The organism is Paenibacillus sp. CB74 (genome assembly GCF_055687625.1).
This window is the reverse complement of record NZ_CM146009.1, coordinates 4831538-4851347: the sequence shown is the minus strand read 5'-3', so window position 1 is coordinate 4851347 and position 19810 is coordinate 4831538. Positions and strand designations below refer to the sequence as shown.

The window sequence follows — 19810 nt, the reverse complement described above, 5'->3', positions numbered from 1 at the left end:
ATGGGAACGGATTTCCGGTCATCGTCTATTTGCTTCTAAGCCGCTTCGGTGATTAGTTTTTGATCGTTTGGCCTTGAGCCGAGCAGCTTGATTCATTTAAACAACATAATTTAGGTACAAAAGGAGATAGTACTGCTATACCAATAAATACTTTTACATAAAAATGGGGGAGTACTGAATGATCCTTAAAACCATAATCGCAATGATTCTGTGTTATAGTGCCTACGTTTTCTTCACAGCCTACCTTTTATTTTTGGTTCCGTCTCCATCTGCTATTGAAAATACGGATATGCAAAAATCGTTAACAAGAGGAAGTACAACAGATCGCGTAATGCTCCTGGAGGACGGCTTTCAATCGGGTCAGGTGAGAATCCAGACCATTCGAGAGGCAAAAACAAGCATCGACCTGGCCTATTACTCCATTCAAAAAGGAAAAACATCTCAGCTTTTTTTTGCTGCTTTATTCGATGCGGCTGATCGGGGTGTTCAAGTTCGAATCATTTTAGACGGGATTTTTCACAGCATGCGCGGAGAATTGCGTGATATTCCAGATGCCATTGCAGCTCATCCCAATGTCGAATTAAGATATTATGAACCACTCCACCTATTTATGCCATGGACATGGCATAATCGTCTGCATGACAAGATCCTTCTTGTCGACAACACATATGGAATCATTGGCGGCCAAAATATTGGTGATAAATATATGGCATTGCAACCCCCAAAAGACTATGTTTTTGATCGGGATGTCCTTGTTTACAATGCAAACGATAATACGAACAGCACGGTTGTTGAAATGAAACAATATCTAGATCAGTTATGGAACCATCCATTCACCAAACCAGAAAAACATGCAAAACGTCAGCATCATGCAAAAGGGTTAAAAGAGCTGGCTCAGCTGGCTGATTTATATCAAAAAGCCCAGGCTCAGAGTGATCCTTTTGTGAAAGTGTTGCCCAAGGAATGGGTTCGAGGAGCGCTTCATTCCGACCACGTTGCTTTCATTCACAATCCAATTAAAAGGCTGTATAAAGACCCCATCATGTGGAGGACATTTGTTCATTTCGCCAATCAAGCAAAGTCGAAAGTGTACCTTCAGACGCCATATGCCATTCCTACCAAGAAAATGGAGAAAGCCGTACATCTGTCGATGAATCCAAAAGCAGAATGGGTCATGCTGACGAATTCAATCCAGCAGACCCCTAACCCTTTGGCTTTCGCGGGATACTTAAGCTCTAAGGAACGGTTGCTTGATACCAGTCTGGCCGTATATGAATACGAAGGCCCTTATTCCATACACGGCAAATCATTTGTCATGGATGATTACCTCAGCATGGTTGGTTCGTATAATCTTGATCCCAGATCTGCCTTCCTAAATACCGAATCCGCTGTGGTCATTTACGGTTCTGCATTCGCCAACGAACTAACAGAGGCTATGGATATCAAACGTGCACATAGTACACTTGCGGTTAAAGATGAACATCCAGCAGAATCTACGAATCAGAAAGGCTCTATTTTCAAACGAATAGCAATCACAGCGTTATCCAAACTGTCTTTTCTCTGGAAATTTATGTTGTAGAAAAAAAATCGTATTCTCTTGAGCTTAACTTTTTCTCCGGTTTATCAAAAACTTGAAAATCAGATTTGTTCACGGAATGTTCACTTATGTGGTGGGGGTCATCATCTCTATAATTACGAAGGTAAACAGAGAGGATGAGAGAATTGCCAACGAGCAAGAAGGAACAAATTATTTTCGGCTTAATGATGTGTACAGGAATGGTCCTGGTGATGATGACTTTCAATTTGTGGCACACTGGGATACTTGGCAAGTTGTCCCCGCTTGAGATCCTGTTTCAATTCCTATTGTGTTTTGTCATCGCTTTTCTGGTGGAGTCCTTCATTGTTGGCCCTGTAGCGAGAAAAATTGCATTTTCCTTACCTTTTGACAAGTCCAACAAGATCCTTGGTGGGCTGGTCATGTCATTTTTTATGGTGATTGGCATGGTTCTGATCATGTCTTTGTACGGAATGATTTCAGCGTATCTTGCGGACCAATTAAATGGGGTATCCGTACTTGGTACGTACCTGCATACAATCGCTCGTAATTTCAGTCTGGCACTTCCATATCAGTTGATCATTCTAGGGCCGCTCGTACGATATGTATTCGGTAAATTCATCAAGAGCAACGGGCATATAATGCCTACTGTTAACAAAAGTGTGTAATTCCGATGGCCTTAAAGTATTTCCTGGGCAATCTTGTGCAAATGAATAGATCGTAACGAATCGAGAACACTTTATTAAGTCGGTTCTTGGGGAATGAAAAATCTAACGAATCTTAGCGGCGTTAATATGCCAAAAAAATGCAACAAGACCTTGATTTGAAGCTAATTATCTACAATAACTTCTCTAAGGTTCGTTAGATTTCGAACATACAGAAATGGAGCGGAATAGCGTGTGCTGGGTTCGTAAAAAACAGAGTAACGCTACCAAAAATGTCTACCGTCAAGTCATGACAGTAGACATTTCGATTTCTTTAATAGGTAATTCTGATTCTATGGCTCTGGACTGTATCACCCATAGCTGTTAAGTTGCTGGATCGACCACATGTTTGTTCTGCCACTGATACGTGATTACGCTAATGACAAGCAGGCCAACTGCAAAGATAGCAAGCATCCATGCGGATTGATTAACCTCCAGATGATCAAGACTCCATCCCGTGGTCAAAGGCAAAATGGCACCGCCAACCCCACCTGAGGCAATCAAAATGCTGGGTGTGGATTCTTCGGTTCCAGGCAGCAGTTTACTGGCGAAGACTAGGGCAATCGAGAAAATGCCTGACATGGCAAGTCCGAGCAGCAAGATGATGAGAAACGCAGACCAAATTTGGTCTGTAAATGGAAACACCATTAACAAAAGCACAGATGCAAGACAACTGTACAGCACATAGACGCGGTACTGGAATTTCTCTGCGATATATCCCGCGAAGAGTCGTCCTACAGACATGGCAATCCAGAAGCAGGTGACACTAAGCGCTGCTCCGGCTTCCTTCATGTTCATTTTCTCAATCAGGATCGCTGGCATGAAGTTTGCAAGGCTCATCTCAGTGCCAACATAAAGGAAGAAGAACAGGACGAACAGTACCAGAAGAGTCAGGTTGCGTCCACGATAGGTTGGACCGTGTATAGGGGTATCTGCGGAATGCGGTTCACCTGATGCACCGGCAGTGTGAGTGTGTCTCGAAGCATCGGCTGGCTTTCGTCGCTCCAGAACCTTGTCCAGCTCACCGAATGATCCTTTCGCCCAGAAAGCAAAGGTCAGCGCTGCACAGATCGCAACAACGAGAAAGGATAAACGCCAGTATCCGGCAGCAATCAGACCGCTGGCCATGAGCGGCATGACCATCGCTCCGATCCCGAATAACACTTCCAGTCGGCTCATGGCAACAGCCGTATTGTCTTTGATTGCAGCGATGATAATGGTGCCAATGACAGCTTCAACCATTCCGAATCCGAAACCGGCAGCGGGTGCGATGACGTACATCCAGCCCCATGGCGGCAACAGCATGTAGGATAATTCTGCGATACAGAGCAATGCTGTCGCGATTAACAGGCCTCCCCTTTTACCAAAGCGTCGGTTCAGCCACGGAGATAACAATACACCGCCCAGGAATCCGGCAAATTGAGCGAAGATCAATGTCCCGCCCTGGCTATAATCTTTGCCGTAATGTTCCAGTGCAACGGGCAGAATGGAACCAAGCACAACGTGGGCAAGTCCAATGAGGAAATAGGAGAGACACCCGATCCAAAGTAATTTTTTCATAAAGAACTCCTTCTACATATATACATAAATTGAGGATCACAATAAAGCGCAACCATGAAGACAAAGTCTATCATAACAGGACAGGTTACGTTGTGCCATGAATTCCTGCTCGATACAAAAGGTTGCAATCTGGTCTATCGTTCGTATATACTGAGACACAACAATTACAGATCGGACCATGCCGTTGATGAGCATCCAACTCGGAGGTGTTTTCGCCAGGGGAGCGATATTTCCCCAAGTTAACCGGAACCGCCCGTTATCGCGGACCAAGAGGCTGGAAGCAGGATATCCTGATTCAGCAAGTTGGGTGGCACCGCGAGCAGAGCGCTCCTCGTCCCAAGGGATGAGGGCGCTCTTTGTATTTTTACAGCCAAAGGAGACGGTGACCATGTTGGAAATGAAGTGGATTCGGGCACACGCAGAAGAGGTTCAGGCGGCAGCAGACGGGAAAAAAATCAAGATTAACATTCGCACATTGCTGGAGCGGGATGAGGAACGCAGAGCACTTTTGCAGGAATCGGAAGAAGGGCGCAGATTACGCAATACGTTATCCGCAGACATCGGCAGACTCATGCAAGCCGGGAATCGGGAAGAGGCCGATGGTTTGCGGGCGCAGGTGAAACAGATCAATGAACAGTTGGAACACGTGGAAGCGAAGCTTGCCCCTGTGCAAGAGGAAGTAACGAAGCTGCAATGGCTGGTCCCCAATATTGTATCCCCGGATACCCCGAAAGGCACGTCGGATGAGGATAATGTGGAATTGCGACGTGTGGGAGAGGTTCCAACGTTCGAGTATACCACCAAAGATCACGTGGAACTTGGGGAGTTGCATGATCTGATCGATATTCCCCGTGGCGTTAAGATTGGTGGTACGCGAAGCTATGTATTGAAAGGCGCTGGCCTGTTATTACATCGGGCAGTACAGCAACTGGCGCTGGATCTGTTGCTGAAGCACGGCTTTACACCAATGGAGGTTCCGCTGATGGTCAGGGAGGATGCGCTGGTGAACACCGGATTCTTCCCAACGGGTCGGGATCAGGTCTACGAACTCGAAGGGGAGAACAAGTGGCTGGTGGGGACTTCTGAAGTGCCGCTTGTCTCGTATTATGCGGATGAGATTGTCGATGTGAAGGAGCCGGTGAAGCTGGCCGCGGTATCGACGTGTTTCCGTAGTGAGGTTGGCTCCGGCGGACGTGATGTACGCGGATTGTACCGTGTGCATCAGTTTGCCAAAGTCGAGCAGGTCATTCTCTGTGCCCCTGATGCGGAAGAATCGGAGCGCATGCTGCAAGAGATTACGGGACACGCTGAGGAATTGCTGCAATTACTTGAACTGCCGTATCGTGTTGTCGCCGTGTGCACCGGAGATATGTCGCAGAAAACGTACAAACAGTATGACATCGAGACCTGGATGCCGAGCCGTGGTGCATATGGGGAAACCCATTCGTCGTCGAATCTGCATGATTTTCAGGCTCGCCGTTCGAATATTCGTTGCCTGGATGCCGAGGGTAATTTGGCCTATTGTCACACGCTGAATAATACGGCGGTGGCATCGCCGCGTATCCTGATTCCGTTGCTTGAGAATCATCAGCAAGAGGATGGAAGCATTCGCATTCCGGTAGCCCTACGGCCCTATGTGGGAGGCGTGGAGAGCTTGATTTTGCCAGAGCAGGATGAAGTGAAGTAGAGAGGTTATGTGACGCTTTAGGCACTAGAAGAGGGGATGTTCCACACGTCAAGTTACATGTGGAACATCCCCTTTTAAACGGTAACGCTATTGAATCAATCAATCCCCTAAATATTTGTGCCAAATTTAACAGATTTGGTTAGTGCTCGGACCTAAGGTATAGCTTACTTTCTTGATCACAAATTTCTTCGTTATATGTAAGTAAATGAAATTATTTCTTAAATGTTAACGCAGCTTCCATTCACGCTCGTTAATGATTTCAATTTGTCCAGATTCAAGGGCCTTTTTGAAACGATTGCGGGCTGTTTTCATCAATAGAACCATTTCGTCTTCAGGACGAATCATGGTGGATGTCGAAGTGACGATAGCTTTCATACGTTTACGATTATTTTTAGGTGAAACCATATCAAGCAAATTCTTTTCGATCATACGTATCCCACCCCCATCTTTTAGGTTTATTAAAACAGTATTACGCGACCTTCCCATATTATACAATGAAAATCATGAATTGTTCCAAGACTCCCACTTGCGTTATTCAACTTTATGCCAATCATATCCGATATAATATAATAGAAGTAAAATATTGGATTATGGGAGATGGAGATAGAAATGAGTAGAATCAAACTGGCGCTTCGAGGCACGCTTGCTCTAATTATGGCATTAACAATACTTGTCCCTTCGTTGGCCTTGGCGGCTACAGGTGATGTGACATCGATTGAAATAACCAATAACAGTCCGCAGAAGATGAGTGTATCCGAAACAGCTACACTTCAGGTGATGGCCACAGTAGAAGGTTTTGATAATAAGCAGGATGTTACCGAAGGCGTGACTTGGTCCACCAGTAATGCAGCAGTTGCAACGATGGTAAAAGGCAAAGTCAAGGCTGTGGCCGCAGGCGAAGCAACCATTTTTGCAGAAGTAGACGGGGTTAAGGCCCAGTTGGTTGTGCAAGTTCAGGAGAAGATTAAAAGCATCAAAGCTTCACCAAACTCCTATAATTTTGTTAAAGGCAGTGAAAACACCCTCCCGAAAGTAAGTATTACCCGTGCGAACGGAAAGGTAGAGGATGTGACGTCTGAGATTGTATGGTCGGTATCAAGTAGCGCGGCTGTGCTGGAAAACGGTAAAATCAAAGGCGTTACGCCAGGCAGAGTATTGCTTCAAGGCAAATACGGAACAACGATTGTGAAAGTGCCCGTTGCTGTGACGGACGAAATTACCAAAGTTGAGGTTACACCTGCATCCATGCAGCTGAACATCAAGAAGTCCAAAGCGTTGAAGGTGATTGGCACCTATGCAAACGGCAAGACGATCAACCTTTCAAAACAAGTGATATGGACCTCTTCCAATACAAATGTAGCTATCGTGAAAAATGGAGCAGTCAAAACGCTGACCGAAGGAAAAGCTACCTTGACAGGAACTTATCAAAATCAGACAATAAAGGCAGAGGTTACCGTTGTACCTTTGCTCAAAAAGCTGATTACAGGTCAGAAAAAACTGGTTTTATCCCCACAGGGAAGTACAACGCTGAGTGTGATGGCCCAGTATGATACGGGTAAAACCACTGTTGTGACTGACAGTGCGGTGTGGAGTAGCACAAAGCCGAGCGTAGCGACAGTAACGAATGGCAAGATTGTAGCTGTAGGCAAAGGCAAAACATCCATAACGGCTAAGTGGGGCAACAAAAAAGTGACCATCCCTGTTACGGTAAAATAAATTTATATATAATGAAGCACTTTGCATCAATCCAAAAATTCAGTACATCATCACGTTAAATAGCATTATATGATCAAGGGTATCAGACAATTAGGGGCGTAGACATACGCTCCTTTTTGGATATATAGAAATAGGGATCTGGAATGCCTTCTGTTTTAACAACAATATAACGGGAATGGGTGGGATGAATATGAAAGCTTCGATTATCAGCTCGGACCCTAACTCTAGTGATCTGGCATACCTGAAATATCTTCTTCTATCACTAAGTTCCATACTTACATTTCAACGGAGTACTACGATTGAATGCATGAAGCAACGCACCTATGAAAAATACAGAGAAGGTTACCATTTAAGATGTCATGTGGAAGAGGAGATACCTGAATGACAGATCCAATGCAACCGGAAAACTGGCCGGCCTGGGCGACAGAGTCGGTAGAGATCGCTCCGCCCAATCCGAATTGGGACATGCAGGCTCAGGACGAAATCCGGCAACTGAAACGCCTTTTAGAGCAATCTAATATCCATCAATTCGAACATATCGGAAGCACGTCCATACCAGGGTTACCCGCCAAACCCATTATTGATCTGATGGCAGAGGTACAGTCATGGGACGACATGGATCTGATTGCGGATCAGCTGAATCCGTTGGGCTGGAACTACGTTCCACCTGAACTGGATGGACGGGAGTACAGACGATTCTGGGTCAGGGTTAAGGATGGAAAGAGAGCTGTACACCTTCATCTGATGCGCCCGGGAGAAGAACGCTGGGATCGTCAAATTCGGTTTCGGGATGTGCTCAGAAAACGCCCAGATCTGGTGGAAGCTTACGCCGTCCTGAAGACGAAGCTTGCTGATGAGAACAAGGAAGATAGGGAATCGTATACCGCGGCCAAAACGCAATTTATTTTACAAGTGCTTGATGAAGGCGTGTGATTGATTGAAAATCGTACTTATCAGAGACAGGCTGATCTATTTCTTCGCAGTCATGATGACCATGGCGGCAGGACTCGCATCCAGACACTATGGTGAACGATTGCCGGGTTGGGTGTACGAACATTTCGGGGATGCATGTTGGGCGGGTATGATTTATTTCGGAGTACGCATGGTGTGGCCTCGTCGCAGTTTGGTATGGGCGATGTGTTTGAGCTGTGCATTCAGCTGGATGATTGAGTTCTCACAGTTGATTCAGACGCCTTGGCTGATTGAAATACGTTCAACCGTATGGGGTGCACTTATTTTGGGACATGGTTTTCTGGTGATCGATCTGATTCGATATATGGTCGGTATTCTATGCATGGTTATGATCGATCGTTATTTCCTGAGAAATAAGATGGGTGGAACCTGAACTCAAGTGAATCATGGAGGTATGCTGAATGAATGTAGAAAAACTTTTTGCCGAATCACCCGAATTCGAAACACAGCGCTTAAGACTGAGACGTCTTACGATGGATGATCTCGACGAATATTATGCGTTTGCCTCTGATCCAAGGGTGAGTCAGCAAAGCTTGTGGAATTGCCATGAGACGGTTGAAGATTCAATGCAATATATTCAGCGGGTACTGGATAATTATGAACGGAAAACGGTCCATATCTGGGCTTTTGTCCTGAAGGAAACAGGGACGTTAATCGGGAGAGGTGGCATTTTTCATCTCAACGAAGACATGCAAAGTGCTGAATTGGGATACGCGATAGCCAGCAGTCAATGGGGCAAGGGGCTCGCTGTAGAAGCGATGCAACCCATCGTGGATTATTGTTTTCAGGAACTGGACTGCAACCGGCTGGAAGGGAAATGTAATGCAGGCAACATAGGCTCAGCACGTGTCATGGAAAAGCTGGGCATGTCGTATGAAGGTTTGCTGCGTAAACAGTTGAAGATCAAAGGTATCTTTACAGATCAAAAAATGTACTCCCGTATCCGGGATGATCTATAATATTTCCAACGACACATAGGGTACATACCAGAAAATGAAGGAGGCGGAACCATGATCTACAGTATTATTTCCCGTTCATTATGGGAGGAAGTGTCCAAGGGCAGTGAGTATGCACCAGACAGCCTGGAGACAGACGGATTCATTCATTGTTCCACCAAGGAACAGATTCCATGGGTAGCCGGGCAATATTATGCAGGTCGTACGGATCTGTTATTGCTTAGTATTGATGAGAAGGCGTTAAAGCCGGAACTGGTGTATGAAGATCTATACGAATTGAATGAACTATTTCCACATATTTATGGAGAACTTAATTTGGATGCAGTACGTAAAGTCATTCCATTTGAACCGAATGCTGATGGTACATTCTCATTTCCTGAATAAAGGCAAGTGACGTATCGGGCTGAACGTGATCAGGGCGATATTACTTTTTTCGAAGGGTGGTTAACGGATGGATATGAATCAGGTTTTTCTGGAAACGGCGGAGAAGCAATTTCTGTATTACAAGCAGCTCGGGGAAAAAGCTATGGCGCAACTGGAGTACGAGCAGTTGTTTCAATCCTGGAATGAAGACGCGAACAGCATCGCGGTGATTGTAAAACATCTCTGGGGCAATATGCTGTCCCGTTGGACAGATGTACTGACAACAGATGGAGAGAAACCTTGGCGTGAACGGGATGCCGAATTCGTGAATGATATTGCTTCCCGGGAAGAGTTGCTCGCAAAATGGGAGGAAGGCTGGACATGCCTGCTCGAAGCCATTCGTTCATTTACCCCGGAACAATTGTCTCATATCATATATATTCGCAATGAAGGGCATACCGTCATGGAGGCCATTATTCGGCAATTGGCGCACTATCCATATCATGTCGGACAGATTGTATTTGCCGCAAAAATGCTTAAAGAAACAGCGTGGGACAGTCTCTCGATCCCGAGAAACGGATCTGCTCAATATAATGGCGGCAAATTTGCCAAGCCAAAGGCACGCAAACATTTTACAGAAGATGAACTTCATATCGAAAAAGGTGAGGAACAACAATGACTGAAATTGCACTGATTCGCCATGGAAGCACAGCGTGGAATAAGGAAAAACGTTCTCAGGGCCAGACGGACAATCCGCTGGATCAGGAGGGAAGGGAACAAGCGGTTTTACTTGCAACGAGACTGGCAGAGGAATCATGGGATGCCATCTATGCAAGTGACTTGGAACGTGCAAGTGAGACGGCTCGCATCATTGGTGATCGCTTGGGCATTCAGGAGATCCATCTGGACTCCAGACTTCGCGAGATGGGCGGAGGACAGGTCGAAGGAACGACGGAAGAGGAACGGTTAGCCAAGTGGGGAGCGGACTGGAGTACCCTGGATCTGGGACGGGAGCTTGCAGATGCAGGGACTGTTCGAGGCAGTGCAGTGCTTGAAGAGATTGTACAGCAGCATCCTGATGGCAAAGTAATCGTGGTCAGTCACGGAGCCGTCCTGCGGAATACATTACGAGGTCTGGTGCCTGAGCTTGATATTAGTGTGAAGCTGTCCAATACATCCATTACGCGGATTGCCAAGAAAGATGATACATGGCAATGCGAACTGTACAATTGCAGCGTGCATTTGAATTCGTCCAAGGATGCACAATAGATGGATGCTCTGACGTTAAAGCAAAAATTGCAGCATATCCAGTCAGCTAATCGGTCCATAGACCATGTGGAACAACCTTACGAATTGGCGCTGCATATGATGAAACATATTGGCAGTCCTGACCCTGTCCTGCGGGATGAATTGATCTATATTACGTTTGCAACCTGGATTGGAAAGGGTGTATTTACGGAAGACGAGCTGAGGCATCTGTTGCAGTTGGCTCTGGATGATCAGCACCTCTTCCATGGCATCGGAGAGCAGGGAACGGACAGTGTGTTTACACGGACGTTCTCCATATTGTTACTGCCTCCAATCCTGAATGTGGATCGAGAGAAACCTTTCCTGAACAAGGTGGATATCGCAGGGATTCATCAACGGTTAATTACATATCTGGCATGTGAAAAAGATCTTCGCGGCTATGTCGATGATAAGGGCTGGGCGCATGCCCCCGCACATGCGGCGGATGCGGTTGAAGACCTGGCTCAGTCACCATATCTGGAGCGAATGGAACTGCTGGAACTTCTGCATGCAATCAGTCGGAAAATAACCGAATCAAGTGACGTTTACATCCATGATGAAGATCAGCGAATAGCGCATGCTGTAGTGACTATTCTTCGTCGTAATCTGCTAGAGCAAAAAGATATTACGTTGTGGATCGATTCCCTTCATCAAGAAACTAAGGCAGTAAACAGACCATTTCTGGATACCAGTCATAGAGACCTGAATGTGCGTCTGTTTTTGCAGACACTGTATCTTGCGATACGTACAGAAGAAGACGAGCCGTTTCCGGCGGTTCGTTCACTAGTATTGCTGACATTGGAGAGAGAGAAATAACGATACGCTAAACGTGTGGACAGAGGGGAGATCGCGCATGAGGGAATTACCGTATGCTTGGACAAAGGAGATTTTGTTTCCGCTGGGTGAGACAGCCGTTATCATCGATTGCGGGGATCACTTGTCTGTCGCGGTACAGCGCAGAGTGGCGTCTGTATGTGCTTTGCTGGAAAAAAGAACTCTGCCTGCCATGATCGAATGGGTGCCTTCATACACCTCCGTTACACTATTTTATAATCCGTTCATCTCCCCGTACCCCGAGTTGTGCCACGCTCTGCTTCAACAGTTGAACCAAATGAAGGAATCCGTACAAGACAAGCCCAGAACGGTCACGATTCCCGTATGTTACGGTGGCGAATGGGGGCCTGATCTGGACTATGTTGCCAGTGAGCATGGACTGACCTCAGAGGACGTTATTGCAATTCATACATCCGGGGATTATCTGGTCCATATGATTGGATTTGCCCCAGGTTTTCCGTATCTCGGTGGGTTATCTGAACGGATTGCTACGCCCAGACGGGCAACGCCAAGACTTCGGGTAGAGGCCGGTACAGTAGGGATTGGGGGCAAACAGACAGGAATCTATCCGGTAGATACACCCGGAGGATGGCAATGTATTGGACGAACGCCCCTCCGGTTGTTTCGGCCGGATGAGAAGGTACCAAGTTTGCTGGCAGCAGGTGATCGGGTTCGATTTGAACAGATTACGAAGCAGGACTATCTGGCGTTGAAGCGGATGGAGGATGAGCGATGAGTGTTGAAGTGATTCGTCCTGGGCTGTTATCTACCATTCAGGATGAAGGCAGAACCGGCTATCGCCGGTATGGTATTCATCCTGGCGGGGTCATGGACACCTTTGCAGCCAGAGCCGCCAATATGCTTGTGGGCAATCCCCGAAATGCAGCACTGCTGGAGATGACGATGACGGGGCCGGAGCTTCGATTTCAGGAGAGCCAGCTAGTCTCATTATGTGGGGGGGATCTGACAGCAACGGTGGATCATCTGCCTGTACCTTTGTGGCGTCCTGTGCTGGTGCGGGCTGGAAGTGTATTGAAATTTGGCCCGTGTCGTCATGGCTTGCGTTGTTATCTGGCGTTAGCGGGTGGAATAGCTGCACCGGAAGTGATGGGCAGTCGAAGTACAGATCTTAAGACAGGTATTGGCGGTTTGGCAGGAAGACCCCTGCGTGTGACAGACCTGTTATCTACAGGTGAACCTTCTGGTGAAGCACAAGTATGGATGAAGCGTATGGAGCAGCAGGTAGAAGAAAGTGAGCGGGGCCGCCGAATATTGGCGCCTGCGTGGTTCTTATCTGAACGTGAAAGACCTGACTATTACGGGAGAGCTGTTATTCGTGTGATGGTGAGCAAGGACAGCTCGCTGTTCAGCGAGGCAAGTCTGGGACATTTCTATGCCGAAAAATACGTAATCTCTCCGCAATCCGATCGGATGGGCTATCGCCTGCAAGGCTCCAGACTGGAGTTGAATCAGCCGTTGGATCGGCTGTCAGAAGCCGTTACCTATGGCACGGTGCAGGTGCCACCCGATGGTCAGCCGATCATCTTGATGGCAGACCATCAGACCATTGGAGGTTATCCTGTCATAGCACAGGTAGCTCAGGTGGATATGCCAATCCTGGCTCAGGCTAGGCCGGGAACCCGAATTTCTTTTGCACAGATTACGCATGATCAAGCCCGGCAGTTGTACATGGAACAGGAGATCAATATGCATCTCATGGATAAGCTGATACGCAGAAGAATGGCAGGAATGGAGGGCGCTCAATGAATACCTCAAAAACCTTGGATATCAATTGTGATCTGGGCGAAAGTTATGGTATATATCGCACGTTATCGGACGAAGCCATTCTGCCCTTAATTACGTCAGCCAATATAGCCTGCGGGTTTCATGCAGGGGACCCGGCTACGATGCGGATCACGGTGGAGAAGGCATTGGAGCATCAGGTGGCAATTGGCGCTCACCCCGGATTGCCGGATCTGCAAGGGTTTGGCAGAAGACGTATGGACATTACGCCACGGGAAGCATATGACATGGTGGTGTATCAGATCGGTGCGCTGGATGCCTTTGTCCGTGCAAGTGGGGGGCGAATGCATCACGTGAAACCGCACGGCGCCTTATACAATATGGCTGCAGAAGATACGAAGCTTGCTGAAGCTATTGCCGAGGCAATCTATAAAGTTCAGCCTGATCTATATTTGTATGGTCTGGCGGGCAGTAAGCTGATTAACGCTGCGGATCGCATCGGTCTGCGCAGTGTGAGCGAGGTGTTTGCGGATCGAACCTATGGGGCGGATGGTAAGCTAACCCCTCGAAGCCAAGCGGGGGCTGTCATTGAAGAGTCGGGACAAGCGATTGCTCAAGTGCTCCAGATGGTGAAAGACGGCGTGGTTGTATCCACGGATGGCACGCGGGTTTCCATGAAGGCAGAGACGGTCTGCATCCACGGTGACGGAGCGAATGCTCTAGCATTTGCTCAAGAGATTCGTCGTGTGCTGGAATCGGAAGGCATTCAGTTATCCACGCATAATTTTGGAATGACAAGGAGTGAAAGAACAGAATGAAACCCATACGCAACTCGGCGAAGGCCGTTATTGTGCAGGATGGACGATTGCTGGTCATTCGGCTGGAAGACCAATATGGTACCGCTTATGTGTTCCCGGGTGGAGGACAGGAGAAAGGTGAAGAACTCAAGGATGCGGTCGCACGTGAATGTCTGGAGGAGATTGGCCAGGCTGTGAACGTGGGAGAGTTGTTGCATATTCGAGAGTATATCGGAAAAAATCATGAATTCGCCGAGTGGGATGCAGATATCCACCAGGTTGAATTTTATTTTGCGTGCAGCCTGATCGATCCGGAGGCAACTATTTTTGAAGGCTCCAATCCTGACGACCATCAAGTCGCCGTGGAATGGATTGCTCTGGAAGAGCTGTCTCAGGTTCGTTTATATCCAAAAACCATTGGTGAGTTACTGCTTCAATCGGGTTCTTCATCAATCTATCTTGGAGATTTGAATTAAATCAGATATGAAGAAAATGACGCGCTAATCCCTGTATGTAAACATTTTCATAAAGGACTTTTCCAATTTTGTCACGTTTGCAAACAGGTTCATGGGATTCACCATAGGTGAGGTGGGTACACTATAAGTACAGGCTTATTACAGAGCAGCATTAAGCTGGCGCTAGTGATAAGCGATTAATGAACTGTCATTAAACAAAAGAGAGAGTAACAACTACACTTCTCTTGTACTTTTTATTATTCACCCTTAATTGGGAGAACAGTAGACGTAGTGGAGGGGACGGAATCGATTCTGAGGAAGCGAAGCGTTCGCATGTATCTTGAATTTTTATTCATATATCCTTTGGAATTAAGCATTCACACGATAACGGAGAGGACAGAAGAAACCTGAAAAAGCGAAGCGCTCGCCTTTATCACCGGATTTTTCCCTTTGAGAGAAGGGAATCAGAAAATCTGGGGGTAACAGCGATTGGAAGGTTGTTCTGTCATCGTAGTGCCAGTGTGAATCGGTTTTAATCCAATGTATATGAGGAAGAGATCAGGATCATCGTGAGATAACAGCGATCCAAAGAACGATCCGTACCCGGAACGGCCGCCTACATAGTCCTCCCAATATTCCCCCAAACCGAAAGGAGCACTTCCCATGAACCAGACTGAATTGGAACAAAACATTGTAAAAGCATTGGAAAACAACCCTTTTTGCAGCTTCTCGACTGTAGAGAATGGTAAACCGAAATCCCGCTATATGGCGCTTTTCAACGATGGACTGAACATTCATCTGGCAACGAACCGCCGTACACACAAAGTAGAGGAACTGGAGAATAATCCGAATGTTAGCCTGCTGCTTGGTTATGAGGCTGGTGGTTCCAAGGAAGTCGTTGAGATTGAAGGAACCTGTGAAGTGACCAAGAACGAAGGTTTGCGTGAGCAAGTATGGAATGACGAACTGAAGGCGTGGTTCGATGGACCTAATGATCCGAACTATGTCATTCTGGACATCACTCCGACTCGTATTGAATATACAGGGAAAGATCATGAACATCATGTGTGGGAACAATAATCTAACGATGAAAATAACCTCTGCCAAATAGCGTCCTTATGCGGAATGCGCGCAGAGTTCACTCCAACCGTGAAAGCCTTTAAGGTTTCACGGTTTTTGATATGAGTGAATAATGATGAATGGATATACATGTAAGAAACATGTAATATACGTATTTTAAAGCTATTGAGCACTAAATACCTACTAAAATGTTGAAAAATATGTCGAAATCACGCATGATAATGTAAACCGGCCTAGATATGTGCGGGTAATGTAAAAAATAATGCTTTTCAATGGCTGAACATTGCGTTATGATTTGGAATGTAAACGACAAGCACAGACATAAATAGATGTTCATGTGAGATAAACTTACCTGAAATTCGGATGCATGTCATCAGAGCGTCAGTACGCACAACCCATGAAATCTATCTTTTTTCTGCGCTCTTCGTTTGCCCAATAATGCATGATTCAATGTACATAACCGGGAGGGGTTATTTTGAAAACGAGTAAAAAAGTATTATCAAGCCTGACTGCCGCTTTGGTTGCATTAAACGTGCTTGCGGTGTTTCCGGTACCTGTATCGGCTGCGGATGCTGCCAAAGTTAAACTGCGGATCATGGAGACAACAGACATTCATGACAATCTGATTAACTATGACTATTATTCCGACAAAGAGACAGACCAGTATGGACTTGCCAAAACAGCTACACTGATCAAGAAAGCGCGTGATGAAGCCAAGAACAGCTTGCTGTTCGACAATGGTGATCTGATTCAGGGTAACCCGCTGGGAGACTATGTGGCGAAGATTGATCCACTGAAAAAGGGTGAGACTCACCCTGTATATAAAGCGATGAATCTGCTCGATTATGATGCAGGTAACATCGGTAACCATGAGTTCAACTATGGTCTGGACTTCCTGGACATGACGCTGGAGGGAGCGAACTTCCCTTACATTAATGCCAATGTCTATGTAGACGATGGTGATGATGATGAGACGAATGACAAGAATTACTTCACACCGTATGAGATTTTGGATAAAAAAGTAACGGACGAGACTGGCAAGGAACATACGATCAAAGTGGGTGTGATCGGATTTGTACCGCCACAAGTCATGCAGTGGGACAGTGCTAACCTTGAAGGCAAAGTCATCGCCAAGGATATTATTGCTACCGCTAAAAAATTCATTCCAAAAATGAAGGCCGAAGGTGCGGACATTATTGTAGCCATTCCTCACTCCGGATTTGAGGATATCCCTCAAACGGACCTGATGGAGAACTCCGTACTGTACCTGAGTCAGGTAGAAGGCATTAATGCCATTCTGTTTGGACATGCTCACAAAGTATTCCCAAGTGCTGATTTTGCCGGCAAAAAAGGGGTAGACCTTGAGAAAGGCACAATCAATGGCGTTCCTGCTGTTGAGCCAGGTTTCTGGGGTGATCATCTGGGTATTATCGATCTGGATCTGGAGCTGGTAGATGGCAAATGGAAAGTGGTGGATTCCAAAACGGAAGCACGCCCGATCTATGACACTGAGAACAAAAAGCCACTGGTAGATGCGGATAAAGACATCATTGATGCGGTTCATGAAGAGCATGAAGGTACATTGGAGTATGTTCGTGGTCCAGTAGGCGAAACGACAGCACCGATCAACAGCTTCTTCGCTCTGGTTCAGGATGACCCATCCATTCAGATCGTAACGAATGCACAGAAATGGTATGTCGAAAAACATATGCAAGGTACGGAGTATGAGAAAATTCCTGTATTGTCTGCAGGTGCTCCATTCAAGGCCGGTGGACGTTCAGGCGCTTCATATTACACGAATATTCCTAAAGGCACCATTGCGATCAAAAACGTTGCTGACCTGTACGTGTATCCAAATACGGTACATGCTGTAATGGTTAACGGCGCAGAACTGAAAGAATGGCTGGAATGGTCTGCAGGCCAGTTCAACCAGATCGACCCGGCTAAAGGTGGACAACAGCAACTGATCAATAATGACTTCCCAACTTACAACTTCGATGTTATCGATGGGGTAACGTATCAGATTGATGTGACCCAACCAGCCAAATACGATGGCAAAGCTGCAATCGTTAATGCATCTGCAAGCCGGATTAAGGACCTGAGCTTTAACGGCAAACCGGTTGACCCAGCGCAAAAATTCATTGTAGCGACAAATAACTACCGTGCTTCTTCATCCAAACTGGCTAACCCGGACGGCAAACGGATCGTTCTGGCTGCACCGGATGAGAACCGTCAAGTGATCATCGACTACATCCGTGAAAATAAAACGATTAATCCGGCAGCGGACGGTAACTGGTCCCTGGCACCAATCAAACCATCTGCGGGTGTAACTGCAGCGGCGTTGAACGATCTTGAAGTTGTGTTTGCTTCTTCCCCGGATGCGAAAGGTCTGGTTGAAGCGAATCCGACGATGTCGTTCATCGGTACGAACAAAGAAGGTTTTGCAGAGTATGGCTTGAAACTGACAGGTGAAGCAACGACAACACCTGAAACAGGTACGGAGCCAGCACCGACGCCTAAACCAACTCCAACACCAACGCCTAAGCCACAACCTGAGAAACCGGCAACTAGCAACAAGGTTGTATACGTGGTGAAAAAAGGGGATAACCTGTACCGCATCGGTTTGAAATATGGTGTGGACTGGCGCAAGCTGGCAACAGCTAACAAAATCTCAAATGTGCATAACCTGAAAGTTGGACAGAAAATCGTGATTCCCGCTTCATAACGTTTAATAAGCGGAGAGGAGGAGACCGACAGTCATCAGACTGTCGGTCTTTTTTCTGCAAATTTTGAATATATTTGTTTCAACAACCGTCATATACGAAGTCATCAAAACAGTAGAGATTAATTTTAAGACCCATGATATAATATTTACAAACTTTGGGTATATACCAGTAATCATTAATGGACATGGAATCATAAATTGGCAAGGGGGTCCTACATGAATTGCAGTGGCTGCAGTCCAATCTATCCTATAGAGGGCCAAGGTACCTTGTACCTGCGTCCCATTTCCCCCGCTTTGCTGGAAGCGCTGCAAACGCCGGGAAGACTTATCGAGACGTCGGATGATATGATGTGGATGCATTTTTCGAATCTTGAGGCGGTTCAGAGCTTAATAGAAAAGATCGGCGAAATGGATTCGACATTACGTGATTCCCTAACCGTTCAGATTATGCCTTTATACGAACAGGCGAATGAAGAAAGCTGGATTAGTCTAAGCATGCAGGAGTCACGTTTCAGGCATGCGGAGCTTGTTTCCATCATTCTGGAACATGAATTCAGCAGTCATATGCAGCCCATCGTTGATGCATCGGAGCAGATTATCGGATACGAGTTTTTGCTTCGTCCTGCTGAGAATGGAAAATCCTTCAGTTCCTATGAATTATTTGAAGTTGCACGCGAGACTGGACTACATTCTTTTCTGGATCGAATGGCGCGAATTACTGCCATTGAGACCAGTGCTGTTTTTTTGCCACATGGTGTGAAACGCTTCGTAAATTTCCTGCCTTCCTCCATATATAATCCCGAATATTGTCTGACACATACGTTTGAAGCGATTGAACGTCTTTCGCTGGACCCTAAAGATTTTGTGTTTGAAGTCGTGGAAACAGAGCAGATCCAACATATGCCCATCTTGCAGCAGATATTTGAGGTGTATCGTTCCCGTGGAATGTCGGTTGCACTGGATGATGTGGGTGCTGGATATTCAACAATAGAGTTGATGAATCGGTTAGAACCGGATTTTGTCAAAATAGATCGAAGTCTTATTGATCGTTGTGATCAGGATTCGACCAAACAACAGCAAATTCTTCATATTGTTGAGATGTCGAGTCGATTTGGAGGTCAAGTCCTTGCCGAGGGGATCGAACGGATGGAAGAGTTTGAATTCTGTCGCTCCATAGGTATTGAACTTGCACAGGGCTACTATTTTGGTAAACCCTCGGCACAACCTCCAGGCGATCCGTACTCTAATACTTCATCTAATACATGGAATAATTAGTAATCTGTACCTTGTACAAGTCACTTCTGATCAGAGGTGGCTTGTTTGGCGTGCCTGCACATTTTTCTCTCAAATAAATCCCCTCATTTAGCCGATATATA

The 19810-nt window shown here is 46.3% G+C and carries 20 protein-coding genes; 18 read left to right on the top strand and 2 right to left on the bottom strand.

The genetic code is table 11. The features are described from left to right. The first annotated feature begins 178 nt into the window (after window positions 1–178). On the top strand, window positions 179–1579 hold the full coding sequence (locus ACX9NY_RS21350; RefSeq protein ID WP_339239243.1) for a phospholipase D-like domain-containing protein: 1401 nt from the start codon (window positions 179–181) through the stop codon (window positions 1577–1579). Between the two features lie 209 nt (window positions 1580–1788). Continuing rightward, entirely contained in the window at window positions 1789–2223 is a 435-nt protein-coding gene (locus ACX9NY_RS21345; protein WP_472474939.1) for a DUF2798 domain-containing protein, read from the top strand. 360 nt (window positions 2224–2583) lie between these two features. Here the strand turns inward: ACX9NY_RS21345 and ACX9NY_RS21340 are convergent, their stop codons facing one another. Further along, window positions 2584–3819, bottom strand: coding sequence for an MFS transporter (locus ACX9NY_RS21340; RefSeq protein ID WP_339258523.1), 1236 nt, complete (start codon window positions 3817–3819; stop codon window positions 2584–2586). 388 nt (window positions 3820–4207) lie between these two features. Between ACX9NY_RS21340 and serS the strand changes: the two genes are divergently transcribed. Beyond that, on the top strand, window positions 4208–5506 hold the full coding sequence (gene serS / locus ACX9NY_RS21335; RefSeq protein WP_472474937.1) for a serine--tRNA ligase: 1299 nt from the start codon (window positions 4208–4210) through the stop codon (window positions 5504–5506). 225 nt (window positions 5507–5731) lie between these two features. Here serS and ACX9NY_RS21330 read toward each other — a convergent pair whose 3' ends face one another. Beyond that, a complete protein-coding gene (locus ACX9NY_RS21330; protein WP_339239248.1) occupies window positions 5732–5935 on the bottom strand; it encodes a hypothetical protein in 204 nt (67 codons plus the stop codon). Window positions 5936–6115: 180 nt separating this feature from the next. On the opposite strand from ACX9NY_RS21330, the gene ACX9NY_RS21325 reads away from it, so the two are divergent. From ACX9NY_RS21325 to ACX9NY_RS21255, 15 genes are all read left to right on the top strand, one after another. Then, complete coding sequence (locus ACX9NY_RS21325) at window positions 6116–7222, top strand: Ig-like domain-containing protein (RefSeq protein ID WP_472474935.1); 1107 nt, start codon at window positions 6116–6118, stop codon at window positions 7220–7222. Window positions 7223–7603: 381 nt separating this feature from the next. Next, window positions 7604–8155: a GrpB family protein gene (locus tag ACX9NY_RS21320; RefSeq protein WP_472474933.1), complete on the top strand. Its 552-nt coding sequence runs from the start codon at window positions 7604–7606 to the stop codon at window positions 8153–8155. Window positions 8156–8159: 4 nt separating this feature from the next. Then, window positions 8160–8567, top strand: coding sequence for a ribosomal maturation YjgA family protein (locus ACX9NY_RS21315; RefSeq protein ID WP_339239252.1), 408 nt, complete (start codon window positions 8160–8162; stop codon window positions 8565–8567). A 28-nt stretch (window positions 8568–8595) separates the two neighbouring features. Further along, entirely contained in the window at window positions 8596–9153 is a 558-nt protein-coding gene (locus ACX9NY_RS21310) for a GNAT family N-acetyltransferase (protein ID WP_339258532.1), read from the top strand. A 51-nt stretch (window positions 9154–9204) separates the two neighbouring features. Beyond that, a complete protein-coding gene (locus ACX9NY_RS21305) occupies window positions 9205–9534 on the top strand; it encodes a DUF952 domain-containing protein (protein WP_339258533.1) in 330 nt (109 codons plus the stop codon). A 67-nt stretch (window positions 9535–9601) separates the two neighbouring features. Then, window positions 9602–10192 carry a DUF1572 family protein gene (locus ACX9NY_RS21300; protein ID WP_472474930.1) on the top strand — a complete coding sequence of 197 codons (591 nt, stop codon included), beginning with the start codon at window positions 9602–9604 and terminating at the stop codon, window positions 10190–10192. Beyond that, a complete protein-coding gene (locus tag ACX9NY_RS21295) occupies window positions 10189–10782 on the top strand; it encodes a histidine phosphatase family protein (RefSeq protein WP_339239256.1) in 594 nt (197 codons plus the stop codon). Before ACX9NY_RS21300 ends, ACX9NY_RS21295 begins: the two co-directional genes overlap by 4 nt. Then, on the top strand, window positions 10783–11616 hold the full coding sequence (locus tag ACX9NY_RS21290) for a DUF2785 domain-containing protein (RefSeq protein WP_472474928.1): 834 nt from the start codon (window positions 10783–10785) through the stop codon (window positions 11614–11616). A gap of 37 nt (window positions 11617–11653) precedes the next feature. Beyond that, on the top strand, window positions 11654–12370 hold the full coding sequence (gene pxpB, locus ACX9NY_RS21285; RefSeq protein WP_472474926.1) for a 5-oxoprolinase subunit PxpB: 717 nt from the start codon (window positions 11654–11656) through the stop codon (window positions 12368–12370). Next, complete coding sequence (locus ACX9NY_RS21280) at window positions 12367–13401, top strand: 5-oxoprolinase subunit C family protein (RefSeq protein ID WP_472474924.1); 1035 nt, start codon at window positions 12367–12369, stop codon at window positions 13399–13401. The genes pxpB and ACX9NY_RS21280 overlap by 4 nt, the downstream gene beginning before the upstream one ends. After that, window positions 13398–14195: a LamB/YcsF family protein gene (locus tag ACX9NY_RS21275; RefSeq protein WP_472474922.1), complete on the top strand. Its 798-nt coding sequence runs from the start codon at window positions 13398–13400 to the stop codon at window positions 14193–14195. The genes ACX9NY_RS21280 and ACX9NY_RS21275 overlap by 4 nt, the downstream gene beginning before the upstream one ends. Beyond that, complete coding sequence (locus ACX9NY_RS21270; RefSeq protein WP_472474920.1) at window positions 14192–14650, top strand: NUDIX domain-containing protein; 459 nt, start codon at window positions 14192–14194, stop codon at window positions 14648–14650. Before ACX9NY_RS21275 ends, ACX9NY_RS21270 begins: the two co-directional genes overlap by 4 nt. A gap of 642 nt (window positions 14651–15292) precedes the next feature. Continuing rightward, entirely contained in the window at window positions 15293–15709 is a 417-nt protein-coding gene (locus ACX9NY_RS21265) for a pyridoxamine 5'-phosphate oxidase family protein (RefSeq protein ID WP_074093246.1), read from the top strand. A gap of 475 nt (window positions 15710–16184) precedes the next feature. Beyond that, window positions 16185–18434 (top strand): bifunctional 2',3'-cyclic-nucleotide 2'-phosphodiesterase/3'-nucleotidase, encoded by a 2250-nt coding sequence (locus ACX9NY_RS21260; RefSeq protein WP_472474917.1) that lies wholly within the window; start codon window positions 16185–16187, stop codon window positions 18432–18434. A gap of 216 nt (window positions 18435–18650) precedes the next feature. After that, complete coding sequence (locus ACX9NY_RS21255) at window positions 18651–19709, top strand: EAL domain-containing protein (protein ID WP_472474915.1); 1059 nt, start codon at window positions 18651–18653, stop codon at window positions 19707–19709. Window positions 19710–19810 lie beyond the last annotated feature (101 nt).